The sequence below is a fragment of the Bacillus cereus group sp. BfR-BA-01522 genome, from assembly GCF_022662635.1.
GTDB classification, from domain to species: Bacteria; Bacillota; Bacilli; order Bacillales; family Bacillaceae_G; genus Bacillus_A; species Bacillus_A cytotoxicus.
This window is the reverse complement of record NZ_JAKUDY010000010.1, coordinates 70,896-94,627: the sequence shown is the minus strand read 5'-3', so window position 1 is coordinate 94,627 and position 23,732 is coordinate 70,896. Positions and strand designations below refer to the sequence as shown.

Sequence of the window (23,732 nt, the reverse complement as noted above, 5' to 3'; positions counted from 1 at the left end):
TCTCCTGTTACAATAATACATGTAGCAGGGATTATTTTTTTAACTCATGTGGGACACAAAATGTCACTGCGGGACATAAAGCGACCACGTGGTAAGTGAACCAATGTAGTGAGGAGAAATGATATGCGCTCATGGATTCAGAACATGAAAAAATTATTACCCGATTTGCTACCAGTTATGCAAACAAGAATGCAAATTCTTCAGCACATTCGTCTCATGCAGCCGATTGGAAGAAGAAATTTATCTGCAAGTCTTAGCATGACAGAACGAGTATTGCGAAGTGAAGTACAAGTTTTGAAAGAAAAAAACTTAGTTCACGTCGCTTCTTCTGGGATGACTTTAACAGAAGAAGGAGCAGCTGTGGTTCTTGCTTTGGAAGACTTTATGAAAGAAATTTCCGGGTTAAAGGTTTTAGAAAAACAACTTAAGGAAACATTAGACTTGGATGAAGTTTTCGTTGTCCCTGGTGATAGTGATGAATCACCTTGGGTCAAACTGGAGATGGGCCGTGCTTGTGTAACTTGTATAAAAGACCGTCTGGAGGCAAATAATATCGTTGCTGTAGCTGGAGGAACAACGCTAGCTGCCGTTGCGGACATGATGCAACTAGACTGCAAAGATTTACATATGCTGTTTGTCCCAGCGCGTGGCGGAATTGGAGAAGGGGTCGAGTTAGAGGCCAATACCATTTGTGCGAAGATGGCACAAAATACGATGAGCAATTATCGCTTATTGTATGTTCCGGATCAAGTGAGTAGCGAAGCGTATGCATCTATTGTAACGGAACCTTCCGTGAAAGAAGTTCTTGAGTTGATTCGCTCTTCCAATATCGTCATTCATGGAATAGGTGATGCGTTAACAATGGCACGTCGCAGAAGTACTTCAGAAGCAGATTGGTTAAAAATTAAAGACAATGAAGCAGTTGGCGAAGCTTTCGGTTATTACTTCAATGAACAAGGTAATGTCGTTCATAAGGTACAAACAGTCGGCATGCAATTAAAAGATTTACAACATGTATCCCATGTTGTCGCCGTCGCTGGAGGTTCTTCAAAAGCAAAAGCGATACAGGCTGTAATTAAACAAGGGCACACTTCAATTTTGATTACAGATGAAGGTGCAGCAAAACAGTTAACAAAGGGTACCCCCCTTTAATATAATCCCCCAAGGAGGAAATTCAAATGACAGTTAAAATTGGTATTAATGGATTTGGACGTATCGGACGTAACGTATTCCGTGCAGCTCTTAACAACCCTGAGGTAGAAGTAGTTGCAATTAACGACTTAACAGATGCTAAAACATTAGCTCACCTTTTAAAATATGACTCAGTTCACGGTTCTTTAAATGCAGAAGTATCTGTAAACGGCGACAGCATCGTTGTTAACGGTAAAGAAATTAAAGTTATCGCTGAACGTGACCCAGCTCAATTACCATGGAGCGACTACGGAGTAGAAATCGTAGTAGAATCTACTGGACGTTTCACTAAAAAAGCAGACGCTGAAAAACACTTAGGTGGATCAGTTAAAAAAGTTATCATCTCTGCTCCAGCTTCTGATGAAGACATCACAATCGTTATGGGTGTTAACCACGAAGCATACGATGCAGCTAACCACAACGTAGTATCAAACGCTTCTTGTACTACAAACTGCTTAGCTCCATTCGCGAAAGTTCTTAACGAAAAATTCGGTATCAAACGCGGTATGATGACAACAGTTCATGCTTACACTAACGACCAACAAATCTTAGACTTACCACACAAAGATTTACGTCGTGCACGTGCAGCAGCAATGAGCATGATCCCAACTACAACTGGTGCAGCTAAAGCGGTAGCATTAGTATTACCAGAACTTAAAGGTAAATTAAACGGCGGCGCAGTACGTGTTCCAACTTCAAACGTTTCTCTTGTTGACTTAGTTGTTGAACTTGAAAAAGAAGTAACAGTTGAAGAAGTAAACGCAGCATTCAAAGCAGCTTCTGAAGGTGAACTTCAAGGCGTTCTAGGTTACAGCGAAGAGCCATTAGTATCTATCGACTATAACGGATGCACAAACTCTTCTACAATTGATGCATTATCTACAATGACTATGGAAGGTAACATGGTTAAAGTACTTTCTTGGTACGATAACGAAACTGGTTACTCTAACCGCGTTGTAGACCTAGCTGCTTACATGGCTAAAAAAGGTCTTTAATCCTTAAGTTTATAAGTTATCAATGACAAAACGAGGGAGAGGGTTTGTTCCCTCTCTCTTCTTTCGTTTTATAAGCAAATGTGATAAGCTTTTGAATGGGTTTTGTCAATCCTAACTAGTCGGAGGGAAATCCAATGAACAAAAAATCAATTCGTGACGTAGATTTAAAGGGTAAACGTGTATTTTGCCGCGTTGATTTCAACGTACCTATGAAAGATGGCAAAATTACAGACGAGACTCGTATTCGTGCAGCTCTTCCTACTATTCAATATTTAGTAGAACAAGGTGCGAAGGTTATTTTAGCAAGCCACTTAGGCCGTCCAAAAGGTCAAGTAGTAGAAGAAATGCGTTTAACTCCAGTAGCAGTTCGTTTAGGTGAACTTCTTGGTAAAGACGTGAAAAAAGCGGACGAAGCATTCGGACCAGCTGTACAAGAAATGGTTGCAGCAATGAACGAAGGCGACATTTTAGTTCTTGAAAACGTTCGTTTCTATGCGGGCGAAGAAAAGAACGATGCAGAACTTGCGAAAGAATTTGCAGCTCTTGCTGATATCTTCGTAAACGATGCATTCGGTGCAGCTCACCGCGCTCATGCTTCTACAGCAGGGATTGCAGATTACCTACCAGCAGTAGCAGGTTTCTTAATGGAAAAAGAATTAGAAGTACTTGGAAAAGCACTTTCTAATCCAGATCGTCCATTTACAGCAATCATCGGTGGTGCGAAAGTAAAAGATAAAATCGGTGTAATTCGTCATCTATTAGATAAAGTAGATAACTTAATCATCGGTGGAGGTCTTGCTTACACATTCGTAAAAGCATTAGGTCATGAAATTGGTCTATCTCTATGTGAAGATGACAAGATTGAACTAGCAAAAGAGTTTATGGCACTTGCAAAAGAAAAAGGTGTAAACTTCTACATGCCAGTTGATGTTGTAATCACTGAGGAATTCTCTGAAACTGCAACAACTAAAATTGTAGATATCGACTCTATCCCATCAAACTGGGAAGGTGTGGACATCGGACCAAAAACACGTGAAATTTATGCAGATGTAATTAAAAACTCTAAGCTTGTTGTATGGAATGGACCAATGGGTGTATTCGAAATGACTCCATTCTCTAACGGTACAAGAGCAGTAGGACAAGCATTAGCAGATGCAGAAGGTACATACTCTGTTATCGGCGGTGGTGACTCTGCAGCAGCTGTTGAAAAATTCGGCATGGCTGATAAAATGAGCCACATTTCTACTGGCGGCGGTGCGTCATTAGAATTTATGGAAGGTAAAGAACTTCCAGGTGTAGTTTGTCTGAATGACAAATAATTAGCAGCCAAAGAAAAAAGGACGGTGCAAAGCATGCGTAAACCAATTATCGCAGGTAACTGGAAAATGAATAAAACTCTATCTGAAGCAGTTAGCTTCGTAGAAGAAGTAAAAGGTCAAATTCCAGCAGCTTCAGCTGTTGATGCAGTTGTTTGCTCTCCAGCTCTATTCTTAGAGCGTTTAGTAGCAGCGACGCAAGGAACTGACTTAAAAGTAGGTGCACAAAACATGCACTTCGAAAAAAATGGTGCATTCACTGGTGAGATTAGCCCAGTAGCACTTAGCGACTTAAAAGTGAGCTACGTAGTACTTGGTCACTCTGAACGTCGTGAAATGTTTGCTGAAACAGATGAAACAGTAAATAAAAAAACACTTGCAGCATTTGAACATGGTTTAACACCAATCGTTTGCTGTGGTGAAACTTTAGAAGAACGTGAAAGCGGAAAAACATTTGATCTAGTAGCAGGCCAAGTGACAAAAGCACTTGCAGGCTTAACAGAAGAACAAGTGAAAGCTACTGTTATCGCATATGAGCCAATTTGGGCAATCGGTACAGGAAAATCTTCTTCTGCAGAAGATGCAAACGAAGTATGTGCACACATCCGTAAAGTTGTTGCAGAAGCTGTTTCTCCAGCAGCTGCAGAAGCTGTTCGTATTCAATACGGCGGTAGCGTAAAACCAGGAAACATTAAAGAATACATGGCACAACCTGACATCGACGGCGCTTTAGTTGGCGGTGCAAGTTTAGAGCCAGCTTCCTTCTTAGGTCTTTTGGAGGCGGTAAAATGAGAAAGCCAACAGCTTTAATCATTCTTGACGGTTTCGGACTGCGTGAAGAAACTTACGGGAATGCTGTAGCACAAGCTAAGAAACCTAATTTTGATAGATACTGGAACAAGTTTCCTCACACAACGCTTACAGCTTGTGGTGAAGCGGTAGGTCTTCCAGAAGGTCAAATGGGTAACTCAGAGGTTGGGCACTTAAATATCGGTGCTGGCCGCATTGTATATCAGAGCTTAACTCGTGTGAACGTTGCGATTCGTGAAGGAGAATTCGATAAGAATGAAACATTCCAAAACGCAATTAAACATGTGAAAGAGAAAGGTACAGCCCTTCATTTATTCGGCTTACTTTCTGATGGTGGGGTGCACAGTCACATTGACCATATGTTTGCTCTTCTTCGCTTAGCAGCAAAAGAAGGCGTGGAAAAAGTATATATTCATGCATTCTTAGATGGTCGCGATGTTGGACCACAAACCGCAAAAGGCTATATCGATGCAACAAATGCAGTAATAAAAGAAACAGGAGTAGGACAATTCGCGACAATTGCTGGTCGTTATTACTCCATGGACCGTGACAAACGTTGGGATCGCGTTGAAAAATGTTACCGTGCTATGGTGTATGGCGAAGGTCCTACTTACAAAAATGCATATGAGTGCGTAGAGGATTCTTATGCAAATGGTATTTATGATGAGTTCGTATTGCCGTCTGTAATTGTGAACGAAGATGAAACGCCAGTTGCAACAATCAATGATGATGATGCAGTCATCTTCTATAATTTCCGTCCAGACCGCGCAATTCAAATTGCACGTGTATTTACAAACGAAGACTTCCGTGAGTTCGATCGTGGTGAAAAAGTACCTCACATTCCAGAATTCGTTTGTATGACACACTTTAGTGAAACTGTAAATGGTTATGTGGCATTCAAACCAGTAAACCTTGATAACACATTAGGTGAAGTTGTGTCGCAAGCGGGATTAAAGCAACTTCGCATCGCGGAAACTGAAAAGTATCCACACGTTACATTCTTCTTTAGCGGTGGTCGTGAGGCTGAATTCCCAGGGGAAGAGCGTATTTTAATTAACTCACCGAAGGTTGCAACATATGATTTGAAACCTGAAATGAGCATTTACGAAGTAACCGACGCTTTAGTAAATGAAATCGAAAATGATAAACATGATGTAATTATTCTTAACTTTGCAAACTGTGATATGGTGGGCCATTCTGGGATGATGGAACCAACAATTAAAGCAGTAGAAGCAACTGACGAATGTTTAGGAAAAGTTGTAGAAGCAATTCTTGCAAAAGATGGTGTAGCAATTATTACAGCTGACCATGGTAATGCAGATGAAGAGTTAACTCCAGATGGAGCTCCAATGACAGCTCATACAACGAACCCGGTTCCTTTCATCGTTACAAAGAAAGATGTAGAATTACGCGAAGGTGGCATTTTAGGAGATATCGCTCCAACAATGCTAACACTTCTAGGTGTTGAACAACCTAAAGAAATGACAGGTAAAACAATTATTAAATAATTTATGTAATTTAAAGGAGAGAAAATAGTATGTCAACAATCATTGATGTTTATGCTCGCGAAGTCCTTGATTCTCGTGGTAACCCAACTGTAGAAGTAGAAGTTTACACAGAAGGCGGCGCATTCGGACGCGCATTAGTACCAAGTGGTGCATCTACTGGTGAATATGAAGCAGTAGAATTACGTGATGGTGACAAATCTCGTTACCTAGGTAAAGGTGTGCTTAACGCAGTTAAAAACGTTAACGAAATTATCGCTCCAGAAATTGTTGGTTTCGATGTAACTGACCAAGCTGGTATCGACCGTGCTATGATCGAATTAGATGGCACTCCAAACAAAGGTAAATTAGGTGCAAACGCGATCCTTGGTGTTTCTATGGCAGTAGCTCACGCAGCAGCTGATTTCGTAGGTCTTCCATTATATCGTTACCTTGGTGGATTCAATGCAAAACAATTACCAACTCCAATGATGAACATCATCAACGGTGGTTCTCACGCTGATAACAACGTGGACTTCCAAGAATTCATGATTCTACCAGTTGGTGCTCCAACATTCAAAGAATCAATCCGTATGGGTGCTGAAGTATTCCATGCATTAAAAGCTGTATTACATGACAAAGGTCTTAACACTGCAGTAGGTGACGAAGGTGGATTCGCTCCAAACCTTGGTTCTAACCGCGAAGCATTAGAAGTAATTATCGAAGCAATCGAAAAAGCGGGTTACAAAGCTGGTGAGGACGTATTCTTAGGAATGGACGTTGCTTCTTCTGAGTTCTACAACAAAGAAACTGGTAAATATGATCTTTCTGGTGAAGGTCGCAGCATGACTTCTGCAGAAATGGTTGATTTCTACGAAGAACTTTGCAAAGACTTCCCAATCATCTCTATCGAAGATGGTTTAGACGAAAACGACTGGGATGGTCACAAATTATTAACTGAGCGTCTTGGCAAAAAAGTTCAATTAGTAGGTGACGACTTATTCGTAACAAATACGAAGAAACTTGCTGAAGGTATCGAAAAAGGTATCTCTAACTCAATCTTAATTAAAGTGAACCAAATCGGTACTTTAACTGAAACTTTCGAAGCAATCGAAATGGCTAAACGTGCTGGTTACACAGCAGTTGTATCTCACCGTTCTGGTGAAACTGAAGATGCTACAATCGCTGACATCGCAGTTGCAACAAACGCTGGTCAAATCAAAACTGGTTCTATGAGCCGTACTGACCGTATTGCTAAGTACAACCAATTATTACGCATCGAAGACGAACTAGGCGAAATCGCTGTTTACGATGGTTTAAAATCTTTCTACAACCTTAAAAAATAATGGTAGAAAGTAAGAGCAGACCGTGAGAAATCACGGTCTGTTTTTTTATGTAAATGAAATGTGAGATAATGTTTTATCGCAATAGCGAATGCTAAAATTCAGAAAATAAAAATAGTTATCTTTAGGTCAATGTTTTTGACGTAAATTTGAATCGAAAATCCAGTCATATCAAGGATGTAAGCGTATAACAAATGTGTTTTTCCTTGTCAAGTCGATAAATTGCAGGTTTTTACAATTTATACTATGATAAGGTTAGAAAAGGAAAGATCGTATAGACATGAGGGATGATGAACATGAAGTTTACAAAAGTTATTGTTCAAATCGTAGCTCTGTATGTGTTTTACATGTTAGGAACATGGATACAAGAAATATTGGAAATTCCAATACCAGGAAGTTTGATTGGGATGTTTTTATTGCTTATTTTACTTGGCTTGAAAGTTCTTCCTGTGAAATGGTTTGATTTAGGAGCCGAAACACTCGTTGCCATTATGCCGTTTTTATTAATTCCACCAACGATTGGTTTAATGAATTACGGTGCTTTTTTTATGAGCAAAGGAATTTCTCTTTTCATTACAGTTGTAGCGAGCACATTTTTAATTATTATTGTCGCAGGACATACAGGACAATATCTTGCGACTAGAAAGGAAAAAGAGACAAGATGAGTAGTATATTAATCGGGATTGGTTGGGTTCTTCTGACAGTGTTCATATATCAATTATCTAAAATGATTTATAAGATATTGCCAACGCCGTTTACGATTCCAATGATTATCGCAACAGTACTCATGATTATTTTATTAATGATGTTGGATGTACCGTATCAACAATACATGCAAAGTGGCGGGGGCTGGATTTCTAAATTACTTGGACCAGGTGTTGTAGCATTTGCAATTCCGCTCTATAAACAGCGCCATGTACTTCGAAAATATGTTGTGCCGATTGCTGGTGGTGTTATTGTGGGAACAACGGTTGCGATTGCAAGTGACTTTATTATTGCGTCGCTGATGGGAACAGATAAAAGTTTAATTTTATCTTCTTTACCAAAATCAGTAACAATGCCAGTTGCTATGAGCGTATCAGAACAAGTTGGTGGTGTGCCATCATTAACAGCAGCGTTCGTTGTTGTTGCTGGAATCAGTGGGACGATTACAGGGCCTTTTTTATTGAAATGGAGCCGTGTGACAAATTCGGTTGGTAAAGGAATTGGATTTGGCTGTGCTTCACATATTATGGGCGTTATGAGAGCGATGAAAAATAATGAGAGTGAAGGTGTTATTGGATCGGTAACAATGACATTAACGGCTATTTTAACGTGCTTACTGGGACCTTTATTTGCAATGATGCTTGTATAATATAGAAAAGCGAGAGCAAGCGAACGGCTCTCGCTTTTCTGTACAATTTATGCTACAGTTAAACTAACTGAATCTTGTAGGAGGTACGCTAAGATGCATACGTTTTTATCAGTTTTACTAATTATTGTATCGATTTTAATGATTGTGATGGTACTTATGCAATCTAGTAATAGTTCAGGCCTTTCAGGTGCAATTTCAGGCGGTGCGGAACAGTTATTCGGCAAGCAAAAGGCACGCGGAATAGAAGCGGTATTAAGCCGTATTACAGTTGTTTTAGCTGTATTATTCTTCGGATTAACAATTGGTGTTACGTACTTTAACTTATAAGAAAAAAGAAGAAGCATTAGCAATGTTGTGCTAGTGGTTCTTCTTTTTTTGTGCTTAATAATGTAAACAAAGTTTCAAATTAGATTATGGAAATAGAACTATGGTAAACTAAGGACAGAAACAATACGACTAGACTACAGAAGAGAAAGAGGAGAAGAAGATGATGAAATTAGCATCTCCGAAACCATTTACATTTGAAGGTGGAGACCGCGCTGTTTTATTATTGCACGGTTTCACGGGAAACTCAGCTGATGTACGTATGTTAGGGCGTTTCTTAGAGAAAAAAGGATACACTTGCCACGCCCCTATTTATAAAGGCCATGGTGTGCCACCAGAACAGCTTGTACATACAGGTCCTGAAGACTGGTGGAAAGATGTAATGAACGCGTATCAGCATTTAAAAGATCAAGGCTATGAGAAGATTGCTGCTGTTGGATTGTCACTTGGTGGTGTATTCTCATTAAAGCTTGCTTATACAGTTCCTATTTTAGGTGTAGTACCAATGTGTGCGCCAATGTATATTAAGAGTGAAGAAACAATGTACCAAGGTATATTGGCATATGCGCGTGAATATAAAAAACGTGAACAGAAGTCGCCAGAGCAAATTGAACAAGAGATGTTCGAATTTAAAAAGACACCAATGAATACATTAAAGGCATTACAAGATTTAATTCGTGACGTACGCAATAATGTAGATATGATTTATGCACCAACATTTGTTGTACAAGCGCGCCATGATGAAATGATTAATACTGACAGCGCAAACATTATTTATAACGGTGTAGAATCTACATTAAAAGAGATCAAATGGTATGAAGACTCTACTCACGTCATTACGCTGGATAAACAACGTGATGAGCTACATGAAGACGTATATAACTTCTTGGAGCAACTAGATTGGTAAGATCTAGTTGCCTCTTTTTTTCATGGGGGCTGTAAGGTAGAAGGAATCGCAAGATAAAGGATGAAAAATGAATGTTTGTAGAAGTTTCACTTTATATATCCCACATCTTTCGGATACACTAGACAATATGAGGGTTTAAAGGAGGTATTTGTGCTTGGAAGATATCATTCAAGAACATATTGATAAGTTGTTATTATTTATGAAAGAAGAAGCGTATAAACCGCTAACGATACAAGAATTAGAGGCTGCCTTTGGAATTGAAGATTCCGCAGGATTTAAAGATTTTGTAAAAGCGCTTGTTATGATGGAAGAAACGGGACTTGTTGTGCGTACGCGCAGTAATCGCTACGGTCTTCCAGAAAAAATGAATTTAGTGCGCGGGAAATTAATTGGACATGCACGTGGCTTTGCATTCGTTGTTCCAGAAGAGAAGAAAACGGGAGACGATGATCTTTTCATTCCGCCGACAGAATTAAACGGTGCACTTCATGGAGACACAGTATTAGCACGAATTAGCTCACAATCTAGCGGGTCACGTCAAGAAGGTACGATTATTCGTATTGTGGAGCGCGGAACGAAAGAATTAGTTGGTACATATACAGAATCAAAAAATTTCGGGTTTGTTATTCCAGACAATAAAAGATGGACAAGCGATATTTTTATCCCGAAAAGCGCCTCTATGGGTGCTGTTGAAGGTCATAAAGTAGTTGTGAAAATTACTAGCTATCCGCAAAATCGTTTAAGTGCAGAGGGCGAAGTCATTCAAATTTTAGGACATAAAAATGATCCAGGAGTAGATATTTTATCGGTTATTCATAAACATCATTTGCCTTTAGCGTTTCCAGAAGAAGTAATGGAGCACGCGAACAGTGTACCAGAAACAATTTCAGAAGAAGATTTAAAGGATCGCCGTGATTTGCGTGACCAAATGATTGTGACAATCGATGGTGCAGATGCGAAAGATTTAGATGATGCAGTTACAGTCACGAAGCTTGAGAACGGTAATTATAAGCTAGGTGTTCATATTGCAGATGTGAGTCACTATGTTCATGAAGGCTCTCCAATTGATGTAGAAGCAGCAGAGAGGGCGACAAGTGTCTATCTTGTAGATCGTGTAATTCCAATGATTCCGCATCGTTTATCAAATGGAATTTGCTCATTAAATCCAAAAGTAGATCGTTTAACATTATCTTGTGAAATGGAAATTAACCATTTAGGCGATGTTGTAAAACATGAAATTTTCCAAAGTGTAATCAAGACGACAGAACGCATGACATATGCTGATGTAAGAAGCATTTTGGAAGATGAAGATGAAGAATTAATGGAACGTTATAAGCCACTTGTTCCAATGTTTAAAGAGATGGCAGAATTAGCGCAAATTTTACGTGAAAAACGTATGAGACGCGGCGCTATTGACTTTGATTTCAAAGAAGCGAAAGTATTAGTTGATGAAGAAGGAAAGCCGACAGATGTTGTGCTGCGCGATCGCTCAATATCTGAAAAGCTCATTGAAGAATTTATGCTTGTTGCAAACGAAACAGTGGCAGAGCATTTTCACTGGATGAATGTACCGTTTATGTACCGTATTCATGAAGATCCGAAAGAAGATAAATTAGAACGTTTCTTCGAGTTCGTTACAAACTTCGGATACGCGGTAAAAGGACGTGCCAATGAGGTGCATCCTCGTGCTTTACAGCAAATTCTGGAAATGGTGCAAGGTCAGCCAGAAGAACCAGTTATTTCAACAGTTATGCTTCGCTCGATGAAGCAAGCTCGTTATGATGCTGAAAGCTTAGGACATTTCGGTCTATCAACAGAATTCTATACACATTTCACCTCGCCAATTCGTCGTTATCCAGATACGATTGTTCACAGGCTGATTCGTGAATATATCATTAATGGCAATATAGACAATGAAACACAAGCAAAGTGGCATGAGAAGTTACCAGATATCGCAGAGCATTCGTCCAATATGGAACGCCGCGCTGTTGAAGCGGAACGCGAAACAGATGAACTGAAAAAGGCAGAGTATATGCTTGATAAGATTGGTGAAGAGTATGATGGTATGATTAGCTCTGTAACGAACTTTGGTTTATTTGTAGAGCTTCCAAACACAATTGAAGGTCTCGTTCATGTTAGTTATTTAACAGATGATTACTACCGTTATGATGAACAGCACTTTGCGATGATTGGTGAGCGCACAGGTAACGTCTTCCGCATCGGTGATGAAATTACAATTCGCGTGATTAATGTCAATAAAGATGAGCGCGCAATTGATTTTGAAATCGTCGGTATGAAAGGCACGCCAAGACGTAAACTCAAAGACCGTCCAATTGTCATTGAACAACCAAAAGGTGGCAGAAAGAAACGTAGTGGCCGTGGTAGTGACGAGCGCGGAAAAGATCGCAAACATGAGCGCGGCAGCCGCGGAAAAGGCAGAGCGGATCACTCTGGAAAAAAAGGTGGCAAAAAGAAAAAGCCATTCTTTGAGAACGTTCCAGGATTCAAGAAGAAAAAGAAAAAGCGTAAGTAAGGGATGGCTTCGCTTTTAATAAAGCGGAGCCATTTTTATTTTTTTTATAATCTAGCTCCAGTGGCTTTGCTTCTTCTCACATTCCGAGCGAGCCACTTCCACTTTTTCATGACTTTTGTTAAAATGGTACAGATAGAGGAGGGACGTAAAATGCCAAAAGGTAGCGGTAAAGTTATTGCACAAAATAAAAAAGCATTTCATGATTATTTCATCGACGAAACATACGAAGCGGGGCTTGTCCTTCAAGGAACGGAAATTAAGGCCATTCGTGCTGGACGCGTTAACTTAAAAGATGCTTTTGCTCGCGTACATAATGGTGAAGTTTGGGTACATAATATGCACATTAGTCCATATGAACAAGGGAATCGCTTCAATCATGATCCGCTTCGCACAAGAAAATTACTTCTTCACAAGAAAGAAATTCAGAAACTAGTTGGCTATACAAAAGAGACAGGTTATACACTTGTTCCGCTAAAAATTTACTTAAAAAATGGATTTGCAAAAATGGCACTTGGCTTAGCTCGCGGTAAGAAACAATATGATAAGCGTCATGACTTAAAAGAAAAAGAAGCAAAACGTGAAATTGCACGTGCTTTCCGTGATCGTCAAAAGATGTAATACAGAAATTTACATTTGTAAAATGTCGAACGTATGATATAATAATTCATGTAAGGCCAGTGAACATTGAAAAACAGCTCATTTGTAGCTATCACGCATATACTTCGTATGCTCCATTTCTTATATGGGGACGTTACGGATTCGACAGGGGTAGTTTGAGCTTAAGTTGCGAGTCGAGGGGATCGGCCTCGTTAAAACGTCAAAGCCTATAACTGGCAAACAACAAAACAACTTCGCTTTAGCTGCTTAATACAGCTTAGCGGTTCCTCCCTCCATCGTCCATGTGGTAGGGTAAGGGACTCACTCTAAGTGGACTACGCCGGAGCTCACCGTCTGAGGGCAAAGGAAGAGAACAATCAGACTAGCGACTTGGAAGCCTGTCGATAGGCCGAAAAGTTTGCGAAATGCTAATATATCGACTATGCTCGTAGAAGCTTAAGTGCCAATACTTTTGGACGTGGGTTCGACTCCCACCGTCTCCACCAATACATATTTGGTGGTTTTTTTATTTTATGTGATTTGAACCATAACTTTGCCATTTTGGCAAGGTTATGGTTCAAAAGATTGAATACATCTAATTATATAGGATTGGTTATAGGAAGAGCACTACATACCCAACAAGCTAAGAAATTCATTTTTCCCCATGAGTTATGTAAAATGACAATAAAGTTATTTAATTTAAAAGCTCAAACAAGTATAACCCCGTTCTAAATTTAGGACGGGGTTAAAAATATAGTTGTTTAATCTTGATGTAAGATACTTCACTACACTAAAAAATATAACAATAAAGTCGTTTGAAAATTTAGGTTTTATTCAAAAAATGGCACCCGTTTGTTAAACAAGAAAATGTAGTATTCCCTATTAATCGAATGTTGCGATCACTTGATTTAATTTATTTAAGGCTTGTGGTTCAAGTTTTAAAGTAAATGTTGATTGACCAGTACCTCCGTAAATATAATCATAATGGAAAAGTCGTTTGTCTATCACACAAGGTAAATCAAGACCTACCATACGAACACTTCCTACCTGAAAGCCTGTAACTTTTTGAACTTCCTCTGGAGATGCTAATTTCACTTTACTACAACCTAAAATATCAGCTATTTTCTCAAAATTAATTTTACTACGGCTTCCAGATACAATTAGCCCAAAGAAGCCTTTATCGGTTTTTAGTATCATCGTTGGAGCTGTTTGCCCAACTTCAATCCCAAAATACTCTGAGCCATCTTGTCTTGAGTGTATCGGTTTTTCGTGTTGAATTATTGCATATGTATAGTTGCTTTTCTCTAAAATTTCTTGTAATTCCTCCATAAGAAACACCTCCAACATTAATTTTAACATAGAAAATTGCGGGAATATTTAAAAGACGAACTATTAAATTAAATGGCCCAATTATTGAATAGAATAACTCCCATTTTTTAAACAACTTTATTATTTTTTAAAAGACTTTATTGTAAATTAAGCAACTTTTTTGTCACTTGACAAGTTAAAGATCTATAGAAAGATAAATATGAGAACTAAGCTTATTTAGGATAGGAAATTATAATTTCACAGTGTCAATAAGAAAAACTACAGCAATTGCTGTGGTTTTTCTTATCAACAGCGACCAAGAATGTGTTGTAAATGCTCATAGCATTATACATTGGGTTTCAAAAAAGGTGTTAGAATGGTAACTTTTGAATAGATGTTTTACTTTGAGATTTATTATGTAGAACATAAATGAATTAAACAAAAAGCCTAATAATTACTAGGCTTTTCAATTTATAAACTTACCAAACAGTATGAAGAAGCAATAAAAGGGAAACCTAATCAATAATTAATGATGATTTAAGGAGGGACAAAATGGAGCATAAAACAAAGATAACAATTGGAGATTATGTTCAATTTTCATATCGTAAAAATCCTAATTTACAATTAACGGGATATGTAGTGAGTGTTCTACAGAATACAATTGTTGTAGATGATGTTAGGCAAGTAGTAAAACATGGTTGTTATAATAAAGTGATTCATAAGCTAATAAAAAATAATGTTTCATAAAAAGTGCTCCTTGATTTAGCTAGGAGCACTTTTTATGATGAATTACTAATGCTTTTGTTTTGGGACAAGGTTATGTTTTTTTCTTATGGTGTAGCTTTAGAATAAAGTTTGATTAAAAAATATTCTTCAATTCTTATTTAACAGTAAATACAAAAACTCCATTTTCCAACCAACTTCATTTGATGTTGGATTCCCAATACAAGCTTCTGTAATTTCATTCGCAGAAGGTGTATTATTGCGATCATCAATCATTGAATAGAGTAGCTTTGGGAAATAAATAGTAGTAAATCAATCTTTTATTACACTTACCTTTACATTTCTGTTTTTTGTAATGCTCGCTTTAATGCACTGATATATTCTTTCTCAGCTCTTTGGCTAATTTCAGCATTAGGCACTATTAATTCGAATCCGTGGTAGCCGCCAGGATAAACATGGAATTCTGTTGGTACTCCTGCCTGAAGTAGTCTATTCGCGTATTCAATTGTTTCGTCACGGAATGGGTCCAATTCACCAACACATGTATAAGTTGGTGGAAGTCCTGTAAGGTCAGTTGCACGAGCTGGTGCAGCGTATGGGGATACCTCTTCACCGTAAGCTGAGCCTAAATACATTTTCCAGCCAGAAATATTAGCTTCTCTGTTCCATACTTTTGGATCCGTTATCTCAAAAGTAGAAGGTGTAATATTACGATCATCAATCATTGGGCATAGCGGCATTTGGAATATGATTGAAGGTCCCTTCCTATCTCTTGCTAAAAGAGCAAGGGCTGCTGTAAGTCCACCCCCTGCACTCATTCCGGCAATTGCAATTCGAGAAGAATCGATCCCGATATCTTCTGCATTACCAGAAACCCACTGTAAAGCTGCATAGCAGTCTTCAAGTGGTGCAGGGAATGGATTTTCCGGTGCTAATCGATAATCAACTGAAACCACTACACAGTTGGCTTCCAATACAAATTTTTCACAAAGTTTATCATCCATTTCGGGTAATCCCACTGTATATCCACCACCGTGAATCCAGAGAACACCAGGTAAATCTTTTGTACTTTTAGTTGGTTCATAAATACGAACTCTAACTTCTGGTGCTCCTTCAGGGCCAGGTATGAATCGATTGGATACGGTAATTTTATTATTCGACGTTAAATCAGTTGCAGCAAAAGTTTCATTAGCCCACGTTCTATATTGTTGGAAATTTTCTGGACTATTATCTATTGCTGGTAATACAGAAAACATTTCTTTTAATTCTGGATGTACTCTATTTTTCATAAAAGCCTCTCCTTTATTTTGAAAAATTTTATATAGAAAGGAATTCTCTAATTCAGTTATTTTTTTGCCAAACCAGTCTTAACTGCTCGTACATAATCATTCCAAGCGTGAATAGTTATATCAGCATCTGAAGGTAACATTTCAAACCCATGATAAGCTCCAGGGTATAAATGGAATTCAACATCAACACCAGCTTCTGCAAGTTTCGTTACATAGGTTAATGTTTCACTACGGAATGGATCTAATTGACCAACACATGTGTAGGTGCGTGGTAAATTACGATAATCTTCTGCTCGAGCAGCGGCTGCATAAGCAGGAATATGATCCGTTCCATATAATTCTCCTAAATACATTTTCCATCCAGCTTCATTTGTCTTTTGATTCCAAGTAAATCCTTCTTTAATTTCATTCGCAGAAGGCGTATTATTACGATCATCAATCATTGGATAAAGCGGCATTTGGAAACAAATAGAAGGATATTGTCGATCACGAGCTAATAACGTTAATGCTGCTGTTAGTCCGCCACCAGCGCTCGCTCCTGCAACCCCAATTCGATTTGAATCAATGTTTAAAGCCTCTGCGTTATCAGCCATCCATTTTAGTGCTGCATAACAATCTTCAATTGGAGCTGGATAAGGATGTTCAGGAGCTAAACGGTAGTCTACAGAAACGACCATACAGTTGGCCTCTTTTGCAAATCTCACACAAAGGATATCATTCTCATCTGCAGACCCTAAGATATAACCGCCACCATGTATCCATAACAGGGCAGGTAAGGATTGATCATTTGATTTTGGACGATAAATTTTTAATCGCAATGGATTCGCATCAGGCCCCTCAATGATTTCCTCTGTTATCGAAAGTGATTCATCACCAATAATATCTGGTAAGATTAGTGCGGCTTGTTCTCTCATTGCTGGCAAGTTCTCTGGACGTAACTCAAAATCTGGAATCATTTCTAACGCTGGTAATAACTTTGGATGTACTCGATTCTTCATTTTAAAAACTCCTTTTTTATTTTTTATGAGAGGTGGAATATTATTTTTAAACTAGCTATGTTTAGTAATTTATCATAGGCATTAGGGGAAAACGATAATCAAAAATGTGTATATGTTTCAAAATGAGACAAAAATCTCAAATTGGTTCATTTCTCAATAAACTTCTAACGATATGTAGAAAATATAAACAGTACCAAAATCAGTAATCAAATTTATTCATGACTGGTGTCTTTATACACGTATTTTATCCCGTATTGCCTTCTTCGAGATTAGGAATCAAGGGACTGGAAATGGATTGATGTGGGATTTATATGTTGTATTATAAAAAAGAAAAAGCACCAGCCTTCTTTCTTATAGTAGAAAGAAGGTTGGTGCTTTTTCTTTTAGTTTAGCTGCTTTGATACCAAACAGACTTAAATATAAGAAATAGGGCAAGAAAGCATAGAGCTTGAATGAAATTTATGGTTTTAAAGACTTCAATGCTAATTTCATATAAGTATCCATTCTCTGCTCTAAAGAGTATGCTCCCTCTAAAATACACCAATCTAATATAAGCCCTCTAGCAAAAGTAAAAAGATACGTTGTTATTTCTTCTACACTCATATCATTTGTTAATTCTTTTTCGAGTTGTCCTTTATAAACGAAACCTTTTAGAGTTTTGTAAATTAATGAAGGCTCATATATAAACGATCTTTTGTTTAAATCATTAAGAAGATTTATATGTAACTCTAATTTAGTTGTATATTCAGCTATGCATTGGAAGAAATTTAAAATAGTCGTTTGCACTGTTGTATGTTGATCGATATTTTCTAATTCAACGTGTAGGTTTTCGTCAATTTGTTGAAATATTTTTTTGTAAATATCCTCTTTGGAAGAGAAATAATGATAAAAAGTTCCTACTGAGACATTTGCTCTTTTACAAATATCTTCAATTGTTATATTCTCAAATTTTTTTTCTTTCGTTAAATTCAAAAATACCTGAGATATATTGCTCTGTGTTAGTAGAGCTTGTTGTTTTCTTTTGGTCAGATTTTTTTTACACAAAGTTTATTCCTCCTTGATTATATATTAACTGATATCTTAGAAATGAAAAAGTGGGTTGAAAACATGGTTGATTGTTATATAATTTTAATTATACCGAATAACATTCGGTGAATTAAATTCTATGTAATGAAACTGATTTTTTGAGGGGAGATTTTCATATATGAAAAAAACTTATGAATCAATTGTTATGATTCCTACAAATAAGCTAATAGAAAAAAAGGCCTTAGAAAATCCATATGAACCATTTGCATGGTATAAAGAAATGCGGGAAAAAGAACCTATTTGTTTTAATCCTCAGGCTGATATGTGGAATGTTTTTTTGTATGATGATGTAAAAATAGTTTTAGAGGATAAAGAACATTTTTCTAAAATTATGCCCGAGAAGAAAACTCTTCCATTTTCTAAAAGTATCCTTGGGATGAATCCGCCAAAGCATACGCAAATTCGGTCTATTGTAAATCGGTCTTTCACTCCTAAAGTATTAGAGGCATGGGAGCCGAGAATCCAGAAAGTCACAGAAGATATTCTTATTCAATTATCCAATCGTGAAACTTTTGATATTGTACAGGAGTTGTTTTATCCTTTACCAGTTATAGTAACTGCTGAAATGTTAGGGGTTTCCGCTAATGATATGGAAAGGTTTAAGAAATGGTCTGATAGTATTTTAAGTTCACCGAATCATGATGATCAGGATTATTTAACAGAATTTTTTCATATGCGTTTACAAGCAGAAAATGAATTAGGGGAATTTTTTGAAGAAATCCTACAAATCAAGCGAGGAAATTCAAAAGAAAATTCCAATGATATTATCTCTTTGTTAGTTCAAAATGAAGCAGACAATAAAATTTCAGGCGAGGAAATAGTACCTTTTTGTAAACTACTATTAGTAGCGGGAAATGAAACAACAACGAATTTACTTGGAAACGCGCTATATTGTTTAATAGAACATCCAAATGTTTATGAGCAATTACAACAGGATCTATCTCTTATTCCAAAAGTAATTGAGGAAGTATTACGTTATCGTTCACCAGCTCAAAGAATTGTACGTAGAGTAAAAAAAGGAATGCAATTAAATGGCCAAACTTTAAAAGTAAATCAAATCGTCTCAGCTTGGATTGGATCAGCTAATCGTGACTCTCAGTATTTCAATGATGCTGATAGTTTCAACATACATCGTCCGCGAAACCCTCATCTTGGGTTTGGTTATGGAATCAACTTTTGCTTAGGTACTCGACTAGCTAGGTTAGTAGCTACAATTGTATTGACAGAAATAATAAAAAAATATAAATCATTTTCGTTTATTGACCATAATCTTCCCATTCCTATCTCAAATAGTCGTTCTTTATATGGATTAAAAACTTTTCCAGTAAAAAGTGAAATTATCCATATAGAATAAATATTTCGGCCCTAGTGCACCTACCTGCACTAGGGCCGATTATATATAAATAAGACTCATCAAGCTAAGCTTTTAAAGTATCGTCTCTTTTTTTATGGCGTAACTTTCTTCAAAGTTTCTTGTCTTTTTTACAAATATGAAGACTTTAATTCAAATTTACATTTTAAAACGTAAATTTATTCTTATATAGTTACCTGGGTTATTTTTGAAAACTTTTTCTTTTTAGATTGATGGTGATGTGGTGCTACCCTGTTGCTATCAACTTAAGAAAGGCAAATATCTCATAAAAACATTAAAAGGATTGCCCCCTGTACAATACAGAGTTCAATCCTTATTAGCTGCTTAAATATGTGTCCAACTTTTTGGATCCAATTCATTTGCGGGTGGTTCTTTTGTAAAGGGATTAAGTCGCTAACTTAGCTACTTTTTTGCCAAACCAGTCTTAACTGCTCGTACATAATCATTCAAAGCGTGAATAGATATATCAGCATCTGGGTGGAACATTTCGAACCCATGATAAGCTCCAGGATATAGATGAAATTCAACATCAACACCAGCTTCTGCAAGTTTTGTTACGTAGGTTAATGTTTCACTACGGAATGGATCTAATTGACCAACACATGTGTAGGTACGTGGCAGATTACGATAATCTTCTGCTCGAGCAGCGGCTGCATAGGCAGGAATATGATCCGTTCCATGTAATTTTCCTAAATACATTTTCCAGCCAGCTTCATTTGACTTTTGATTCCAAACAAACCCTTCTGTAATTTCATTTGTAGAAGGTGTATTATTACGATCATCAATCATTGGATAAAGTGGCATTTGGAAACAAATAGAAGGGTATTGTCGATCACGAGCTAATAATGTTAATGCTGCTGTAAGTCCGCCCCCAGCGCTTACTCCTGCAACACCAATTCGATTTGAATCAACGTTTAATGCTTCTGCATTATCAGCAATCCATTTTAATGCTGCATAACAATCTTCAATTGGAGCTGGATAAGGATGTTCAGGAGCTAAACGGTAGTCTACAGAAACGACCACACAACCAACTTCTTTTGCAAATTTTACACAAAGATCTTCATTATCATTTATAGAGCCTAGGATATAACCACCACCATGTATCCATAACAGGGAAGGTAAGGCTTCATTATTTGATTTTGGACGATAAATTTTTATTCGTACTGGATTCGCATCAGGTCCTTCAATGAATTCCTCTGTTAACGAAAGAGATTCATCAACAACGGTAGCTGGGAAGACTTGTGCAGCTTCTTCTCTCATTGCTTGCAAACACTCTGGGCGTAAATCTTGATCTGGATACATTTCTAACCCTGGTAATAACTCTGGATGTACTCGATTCTTCATTTTAAAAACTCCTTTTTAATTTTTTATGATATGAAAGGTGAAATATTATTTTTAGAAATTTAATTGTAAGCTAGCTATGTTTAGCAATTTATCATAGGTATTAATGGAAAGCGACAAACAAAAATGCGTATATGTATCAAAATGCGACATATATCTCAAAGTGGTTCATTTCTCGATAAATTTGTAACGGTATAAAGTATATATGGTACCATAATCAGCATTTATGAAATATTGATTTTATTGACTTTTTACATGTGCTTTGACCGTTATTCTCCCTTTCCGAGGGATAGAAAAATATCTAATGGGGAATGAACTACTTTGAAATGAATCGATGTGGGGTCTATATGTTGTATTGTAAACAAAAAAAGAATGCCCTTCTTGCAGTATAAAGAAGGATCATGCTTTTTCTTTTAGTTTAGCTGATCTAAAACCAAACAGACTTAAATAGAAAAAATAGGGCAAGAAAGCATAGAGCTTGTTGTTTTCTCTTTGACAGATTTTTTTATACAACGTTAATTCTCCTTAGTTTATCTTAAAATCAAAAAATAGTTTGAAAATTTCGTTTGTTGTTGTATAATCCTCACTACACCGAATGTTATTCGGTGAATTGTATTTGGTGTAATGGAAATTATTTTTTGAGGGGAGATTGTTATACATGAAAACACCTTATCAATCAATTGATATGATTCCTACAAATAAGCTGATAGGAAAACAGGCTTTAGAAGAACCGTATAAACCATTTGTATGGTACAAAGAGATGCGGGAAAAGGAGCCTATTTGTTTTAATCATCAGGCAGACATGTGGAATGTTTTTTTGTACGAAGACGTAAAAACTGTTTTAGAGGATAAAGAGTATTTTTCTAATATTATGCCCGAGAAGAAAAAGTCACCATTTCCACAAAGTATCCTTGGGATGGATCCACCAAAGCATACGCAAATGCGGTCTATTGTAAATCGGTCTTTCACTCCTAAAGCATTAAGAGAATGGGAGCCTAGAATCCAGCAAATCACAAACGATATACTCAATCAATTATCAAATCACAAAACTTTTGATATTGTAAGGGAGTTATTTTATCCGTTACCAGTTATAGTAATTGCTGAAATGTTAGGAGTTTCTGCTAAGGATATGGAAAGATTCAAGAAATGGTCTGATATTATTGTAAGTTCACCCAGTCATGAAGATCCGGATTATTTGAAAGAATTTTTTCATACACGTTTACAAGCAGAAAATGAATTAGGGAATTTTTTTGAAGAAATTATCCAACTCAATCGAGGAAAAGCCAAAAAAGATTCAAATGACATTATTTCTTTATTAGTTCAAAGTGAAGCGGATATAAATATCTCGAGCAAGGAATTAGTAGCGTTTTGTAAACTGCTATTAGTAGCAGGAAATGAAACAACAACGAATTTACTTGGAAACGCGCTATATTGTTTAATAGAACATCCAAATGTTTATGAGCAATTACAACAGGATCTATCTCTTATTCCAAAAACAATTGAAGAAGTATTACGGTATCGTTCACCAGTTCAAAGGGTTGTACGCAGAGTAAAAAAAGAGATTCAATTAAAAGGCCAAACTTTACAAGTAGATCAAATCGTTTCAGCATGGGTTGGATCGGCTAACCGTGACTCGTATCAATTTAAAGATGCTGATAGTTTCAACATATATCGCAGGCGAAATCCTCACCTTACATTTGGACATGGAATCCATTTTTGTTTAGGCGCTCCTCTAGCTAGATTAGAAGCTAAAATTGTATTGACGGAATTAATAAAAAGATATAAATCATTTTCGTTTATTGACCAGAATCTTCCCACTCCTATCTCAAATAGTAGTACTATATATGGATTAAGTTCTTTCCCTGTGAAAAGTGAACTACTTCATATAAAATAAGCATTTTGGCTCTGGTATAAGTGCCAGAGCCAATTTTATTCATAAATTAGAGCCATCAAGCTAAAATTTTCATTCATTTTATTTTTTAATGAATACAAGTCTATAGTATCCATCTCAGTCTCATAAAAAGTATTATATTTAGGAGAAAGAATTCCATATTATTATGGATTTAGGCATACTAAAAGAAACAGGACTATGCAGTCAAAACTATTATAATTTCAAGCATTACTTAGGAGTTAAATATAGGAGGATACTTGAATTGAGCAATTTTACACGTTTACGCACAAAAAACATAATAAAAGATGCGTTCATGGAATTATTAAAAGAAAAAACATTTTCATCCATCACAATTAATCATATTTGTGAAAAAGCAATGATTCATAGAAGCACATTTTACCGTCATTACGAAGATAAATATGTGTTATTTAGTGAGGTGTCAAATTCCATTGCAATAAACCTCTTTGAACAAACAAAGCAAGGTTCCGATTTAGAACGTACATTGTTTGAGGAGATAATCGAATACATAGATGTTAATCGTACATTGTTTTTTAATATTACCAGTAAAAATAATAGCCTTGAGTTATACGAAAAATTAATTCAGTTTGGTGCAGAAAATTTATATGAAAATTCAATGGAATATAATGATCCACTTTCCAAACGAATTCAAAACTCTGATTATCCAAGGGTACTATGTGATTTCTACTGTAGTGGTTTTTTTGAGATTATAAAAAAATGGATAGGAAATGAATATCCATATTCAAAAGAAGAATTAATTCAGATTTCTAAGAATTTATAGATAAATGAACCGCTTTGAAATATATGTCTCACTTTGAGATATATGCTATTTTTTGCTCATCGAATTCCTTC

At 36.8% G+C, this 23,732-nt stretch carries 21 protein-coding genes, 1 other RNA gene and 1 pseudogene; 17 read left to right on the top strand and 6 right to left on the bottom strand.

Going from position 1 to position 23,732, the window contains the following annotated elements:
- Positions 1 to 123: 123 nt before the first annotated feature.
- From cggR to ssrA, 13 genes are all read left to right on the top strand, one after another.
- Positions 124 to 1,152, top strand: coding sequence for a gapA transcriptional regulator CggR (gene cggR, locus MR059_RS15140; RefSeq protein ID WP_012096137.1), 1,029 nt, complete (start codon positions 124 to 126; stop codon positions 1,150 to 1,152).
- Between the two features lie 26 nt (positions 1,153 to 1,178).
- Positions 1,179 to 2,186 carry a type I glyceraldehyde-3-phosphate dehydrogenase gene (gene gap, locus MR059_RS15135; protein ID WP_012096136.1) on the top strand — a complete coding sequence of 336 codons (1,008 nt, stop codon included), beginning with the start codon at positions 1,179 to 1,181 and terminating at the stop codon, positions 2,184 to 2,186.
- Between the two features lie 134 nt (positions 2,187 to 2,320).
- Complete coding sequence (locus tag MR059_RS15130) at positions 2,321 to 3,505, top strand: phosphoglycerate kinase (protein WP_012096135.1); 1,185 nt, start codon at positions 2,321 to 2,323, stop codon at positions 3,503 to 3,505.
- Between the two features lie 33 nt (positions 3,506 to 3,538).
- On the top strand, positions 3,539 to 4,294 hold the full coding sequence (gene tpiA / locus MR059_RS15125; protein ID WP_012096134.1) for a triose-phosphate isomerase: 756 nt from the start codon (positions 3,539 to 3,541) through the stop codon (positions 4,292 to 4,294).
- Complete coding sequence (gene gpmI / locus MR059_RS15120; RefSeq protein ID WP_012096133.1) at positions 4,291 to 5,820, top strand: 2,3-bisphosphoglycerate-independent phosphoglycerate mutase; 1,530 nt, start codon at positions 4,291 to 4,293, stop codon at positions 5,818 to 5,820. The genes tpiA and gpmI overlap by 4 nt, the downstream gene beginning before the upstream one ends.
- 29 nt (positions 5,821 to 5,849) lie before the next feature.
- The gene (eno, locus tag MR059_RS15115; RefSeq protein WP_012096132.1) at positions 5,850 to 7,142 is read left to right on the top strand and encodes a phosphopyruvate hydratase; all 1,293 of its coding nucleotides are present in this window, start codon (positions 5,850 to 5,852) and stop codon (positions 7,140 to 7,142) included.
- Between the two features lie 293 nt (positions 7,143 to 7,435).
- Entirely contained in the window at positions 7,436 to 7,804 is a 369-nt protein-coding gene (locus MR059_RS15110) for a CidA/LrgA family holin-like protein (protein ID WP_012096131.1), read from the top strand.
- Positions 7,801 to 8,493 carry an LrgB family protein gene (locus MR059_RS15105; RefSeq protein WP_012096130.1) on the top strand — a complete coding sequence of 231 codons (693 nt, stop codon included), beginning with the start codon at positions 7,801 to 7,803 and terminating at the stop codon, positions 8,491 to 8,493. The genes MR059_RS15110 and MR059_RS15105 overlap by 4 nt, the downstream gene beginning before the upstream one ends.
- Before the next feature lie 93 nt (positions 8,494 to 8,586).
- Positions 8,587 to 8,820: a preprotein translocase subunit SecG gene (gene secG / locus MR059_RS15100; protein WP_012096129.1), complete on the top strand. Its 234-nt coding sequence runs from the start codon at positions 8,587 to 8,589 to the stop codon at positions 8,818 to 8,820.
- Positions 8,821 to 8,983: 163 nt separating this feature from the next.
- Complete coding sequence (locus MR059_RS15095; RefSeq protein WP_041810118.1) at positions 8,984 to 9,724, top strand: alpha/beta hydrolase; 741 nt, start codon at positions 8,984 to 8,986, stop codon at positions 9,722 to 9,724.
- Between the two features lie 154 nt (positions 9,725 to 9,878).
- Entirely contained in the window at positions 9,879 to 12,257 is a 2,379-nt protein-coding gene (rnr, locus tag MR059_RS15090) for a ribonuclease R (protein WP_048723464.1), read from the top strand.
- Positions 12,258 to 12,407: 150 nt separating this feature from the next.
- Positions 12,408 to 12,875, top strand: a complete 468-nt coding sequence (gene smpB / locus MR059_RS15085; protein ID WP_012096126.1) for an SsrA-binding protein SmpB — start codon at positions 12,408 to 12,410, stop codon at positions 12,873 to 12,875.
- Between the two features lie 126 nt (positions 12,876 to 13,001).
- Positions 13,002 to 13,360: a transfer-messenger RNA gene (gene ssrA, locus MR059_RS15080) on the top strand.
- Positions 13,361 to 13,736: 376 nt separating this feature from the next.
- On the opposite strand, the gene MR059_RS15075 is transcribed toward ssrA, so the two are convergent.
- Positions 13,737 to 14,183 carry an aminoacyl-tRNA deacylase gene (locus MR059_RS15075; protein WP_012096125.1) on the bottom strand — a complete coding sequence of 149 codons (447 nt, stop codon included), beginning with the start codon at positions 14,181 to 14,183 and terminating at the stop codon, positions 13,737 to 13,739.
- Positions 14,184 to 14,714: 531 nt separating this feature from the next.
- On the opposite strand from MR059_RS15075, the gene MR059_RS15070 reads away from it, so the two are divergent.
- Positions 14,715 to 14,909 (top strand): hypothetical protein, encoded by a 195-nt coding sequence (locus MR059_RS15070; RefSeq protein WP_012096124.1) that lies wholly within the window; start codon positions 14,715 to 14,717, stop codon positions 14,907 to 14,909.
- A 159-nt stretch (positions 14,910 to 15,068) separates the two neighbouring features.
- Here MR059_RS15070 and MR059_RS15065 read toward each other — a convergent pair.
- From MR059_RS15065 to MR059_RS15050, 4 genes and pseudogenes are all read right to left on the bottom strand, one after another.
- Positions 15,069 to 15,170, bottom strand: a pseudogene (locus tag MR059_RS15065) (alpha/beta hydrolase); the annotation flags it as partial.
- Between the two features lie 50 nt (positions 15,171 to 15,220).
- The gene (locus MR059_RS15060) at positions 15,221 to 16,174 is read right to left on the bottom strand and encodes an alpha/beta hydrolase (RefSeq protein ID WP_012096122.1); all 954 of its coding nucleotides are present in this window, start codon (positions 16,172 to 16,174) and stop codon (positions 15,221 to 15,223) included.
- Positions 16,175 to 16,230: 56 nt separating this feature from the next.
- Entirely contained in the window at positions 16,231 to 17,172 is a 942-nt protein-coding gene (locus MR059_RS15055; RefSeq protein ID WP_012096121.1) for an alpha/beta hydrolase, read from the bottom strand.
- A 459-nt stretch (positions 17,173 to 17,631) separates the two neighbouring features.
- On the bottom strand, positions 17,632 to 18,216 hold the full coding sequence (locus MR059_RS15050) for a TetR/AcrR family transcriptional regulator (RefSeq protein WP_012096120.1): 585 nt from the start codon (positions 18,214 to 18,216) through the stop codon (positions 17,632 to 17,634).
- Between the two features lie 160 nt (positions 18,217 to 18,376).
- Between MR059_RS15050 and MR059_RS15045 the strand changes: the two genes are divergently transcribed.
- Positions 18,377 to 19,612, top strand: coding sequence for a cytochrome P450 (locus MR059_RS15045; RefSeq protein ID WP_012096119.1), 1,236 nt, complete (start codon positions 18,377 to 18,379; stop codon positions 19,610 to 19,612).
- Positions 19,613 to 20,032: 420 nt separating this feature from the next.
- Here the strand turns inward: MR059_RS15045 and MR059_RS15040 are convergent, their stop codons facing one another.
- Positions 20,033 to 20,974: an alpha/beta hydrolase gene (locus MR059_RS15040; protein ID WP_012096118.1), complete on the bottom strand. Its 942-nt coding sequence runs from the start codon at positions 20,972 to 20,974 to the stop codon at positions 20,033 to 20,035.
- A 655-nt stretch (positions 20,975 to 21,629) separates the two neighbouring features.
- On the opposite strand from MR059_RS15040, the gene MR059_RS15035 reads away from it, so the two are divergent.
- Positions 21,630 to 22,865: a cytochrome P450 gene (locus MR059_RS15035; RefSeq protein WP_012096117.1), complete on the top strand. Its 1,236-nt coding sequence runs from the start codon at positions 21,630 to 21,632 to the stop codon at positions 22,863 to 22,865.
- A 259-nt stretch (positions 22,866 to 23,124) separates the two neighbouring features.
- Entirely contained in the window at positions 23,125 to 23,661 is a 537-nt protein-coding gene (locus tag MR059_RS15030; protein ID WP_012096116.1) for a TetR/AcrR family transcriptional regulator, read from the top strand.
- The last annotated feature ends 71 nt before the right edge of the window (positions 23,662 to 23,732 follow it).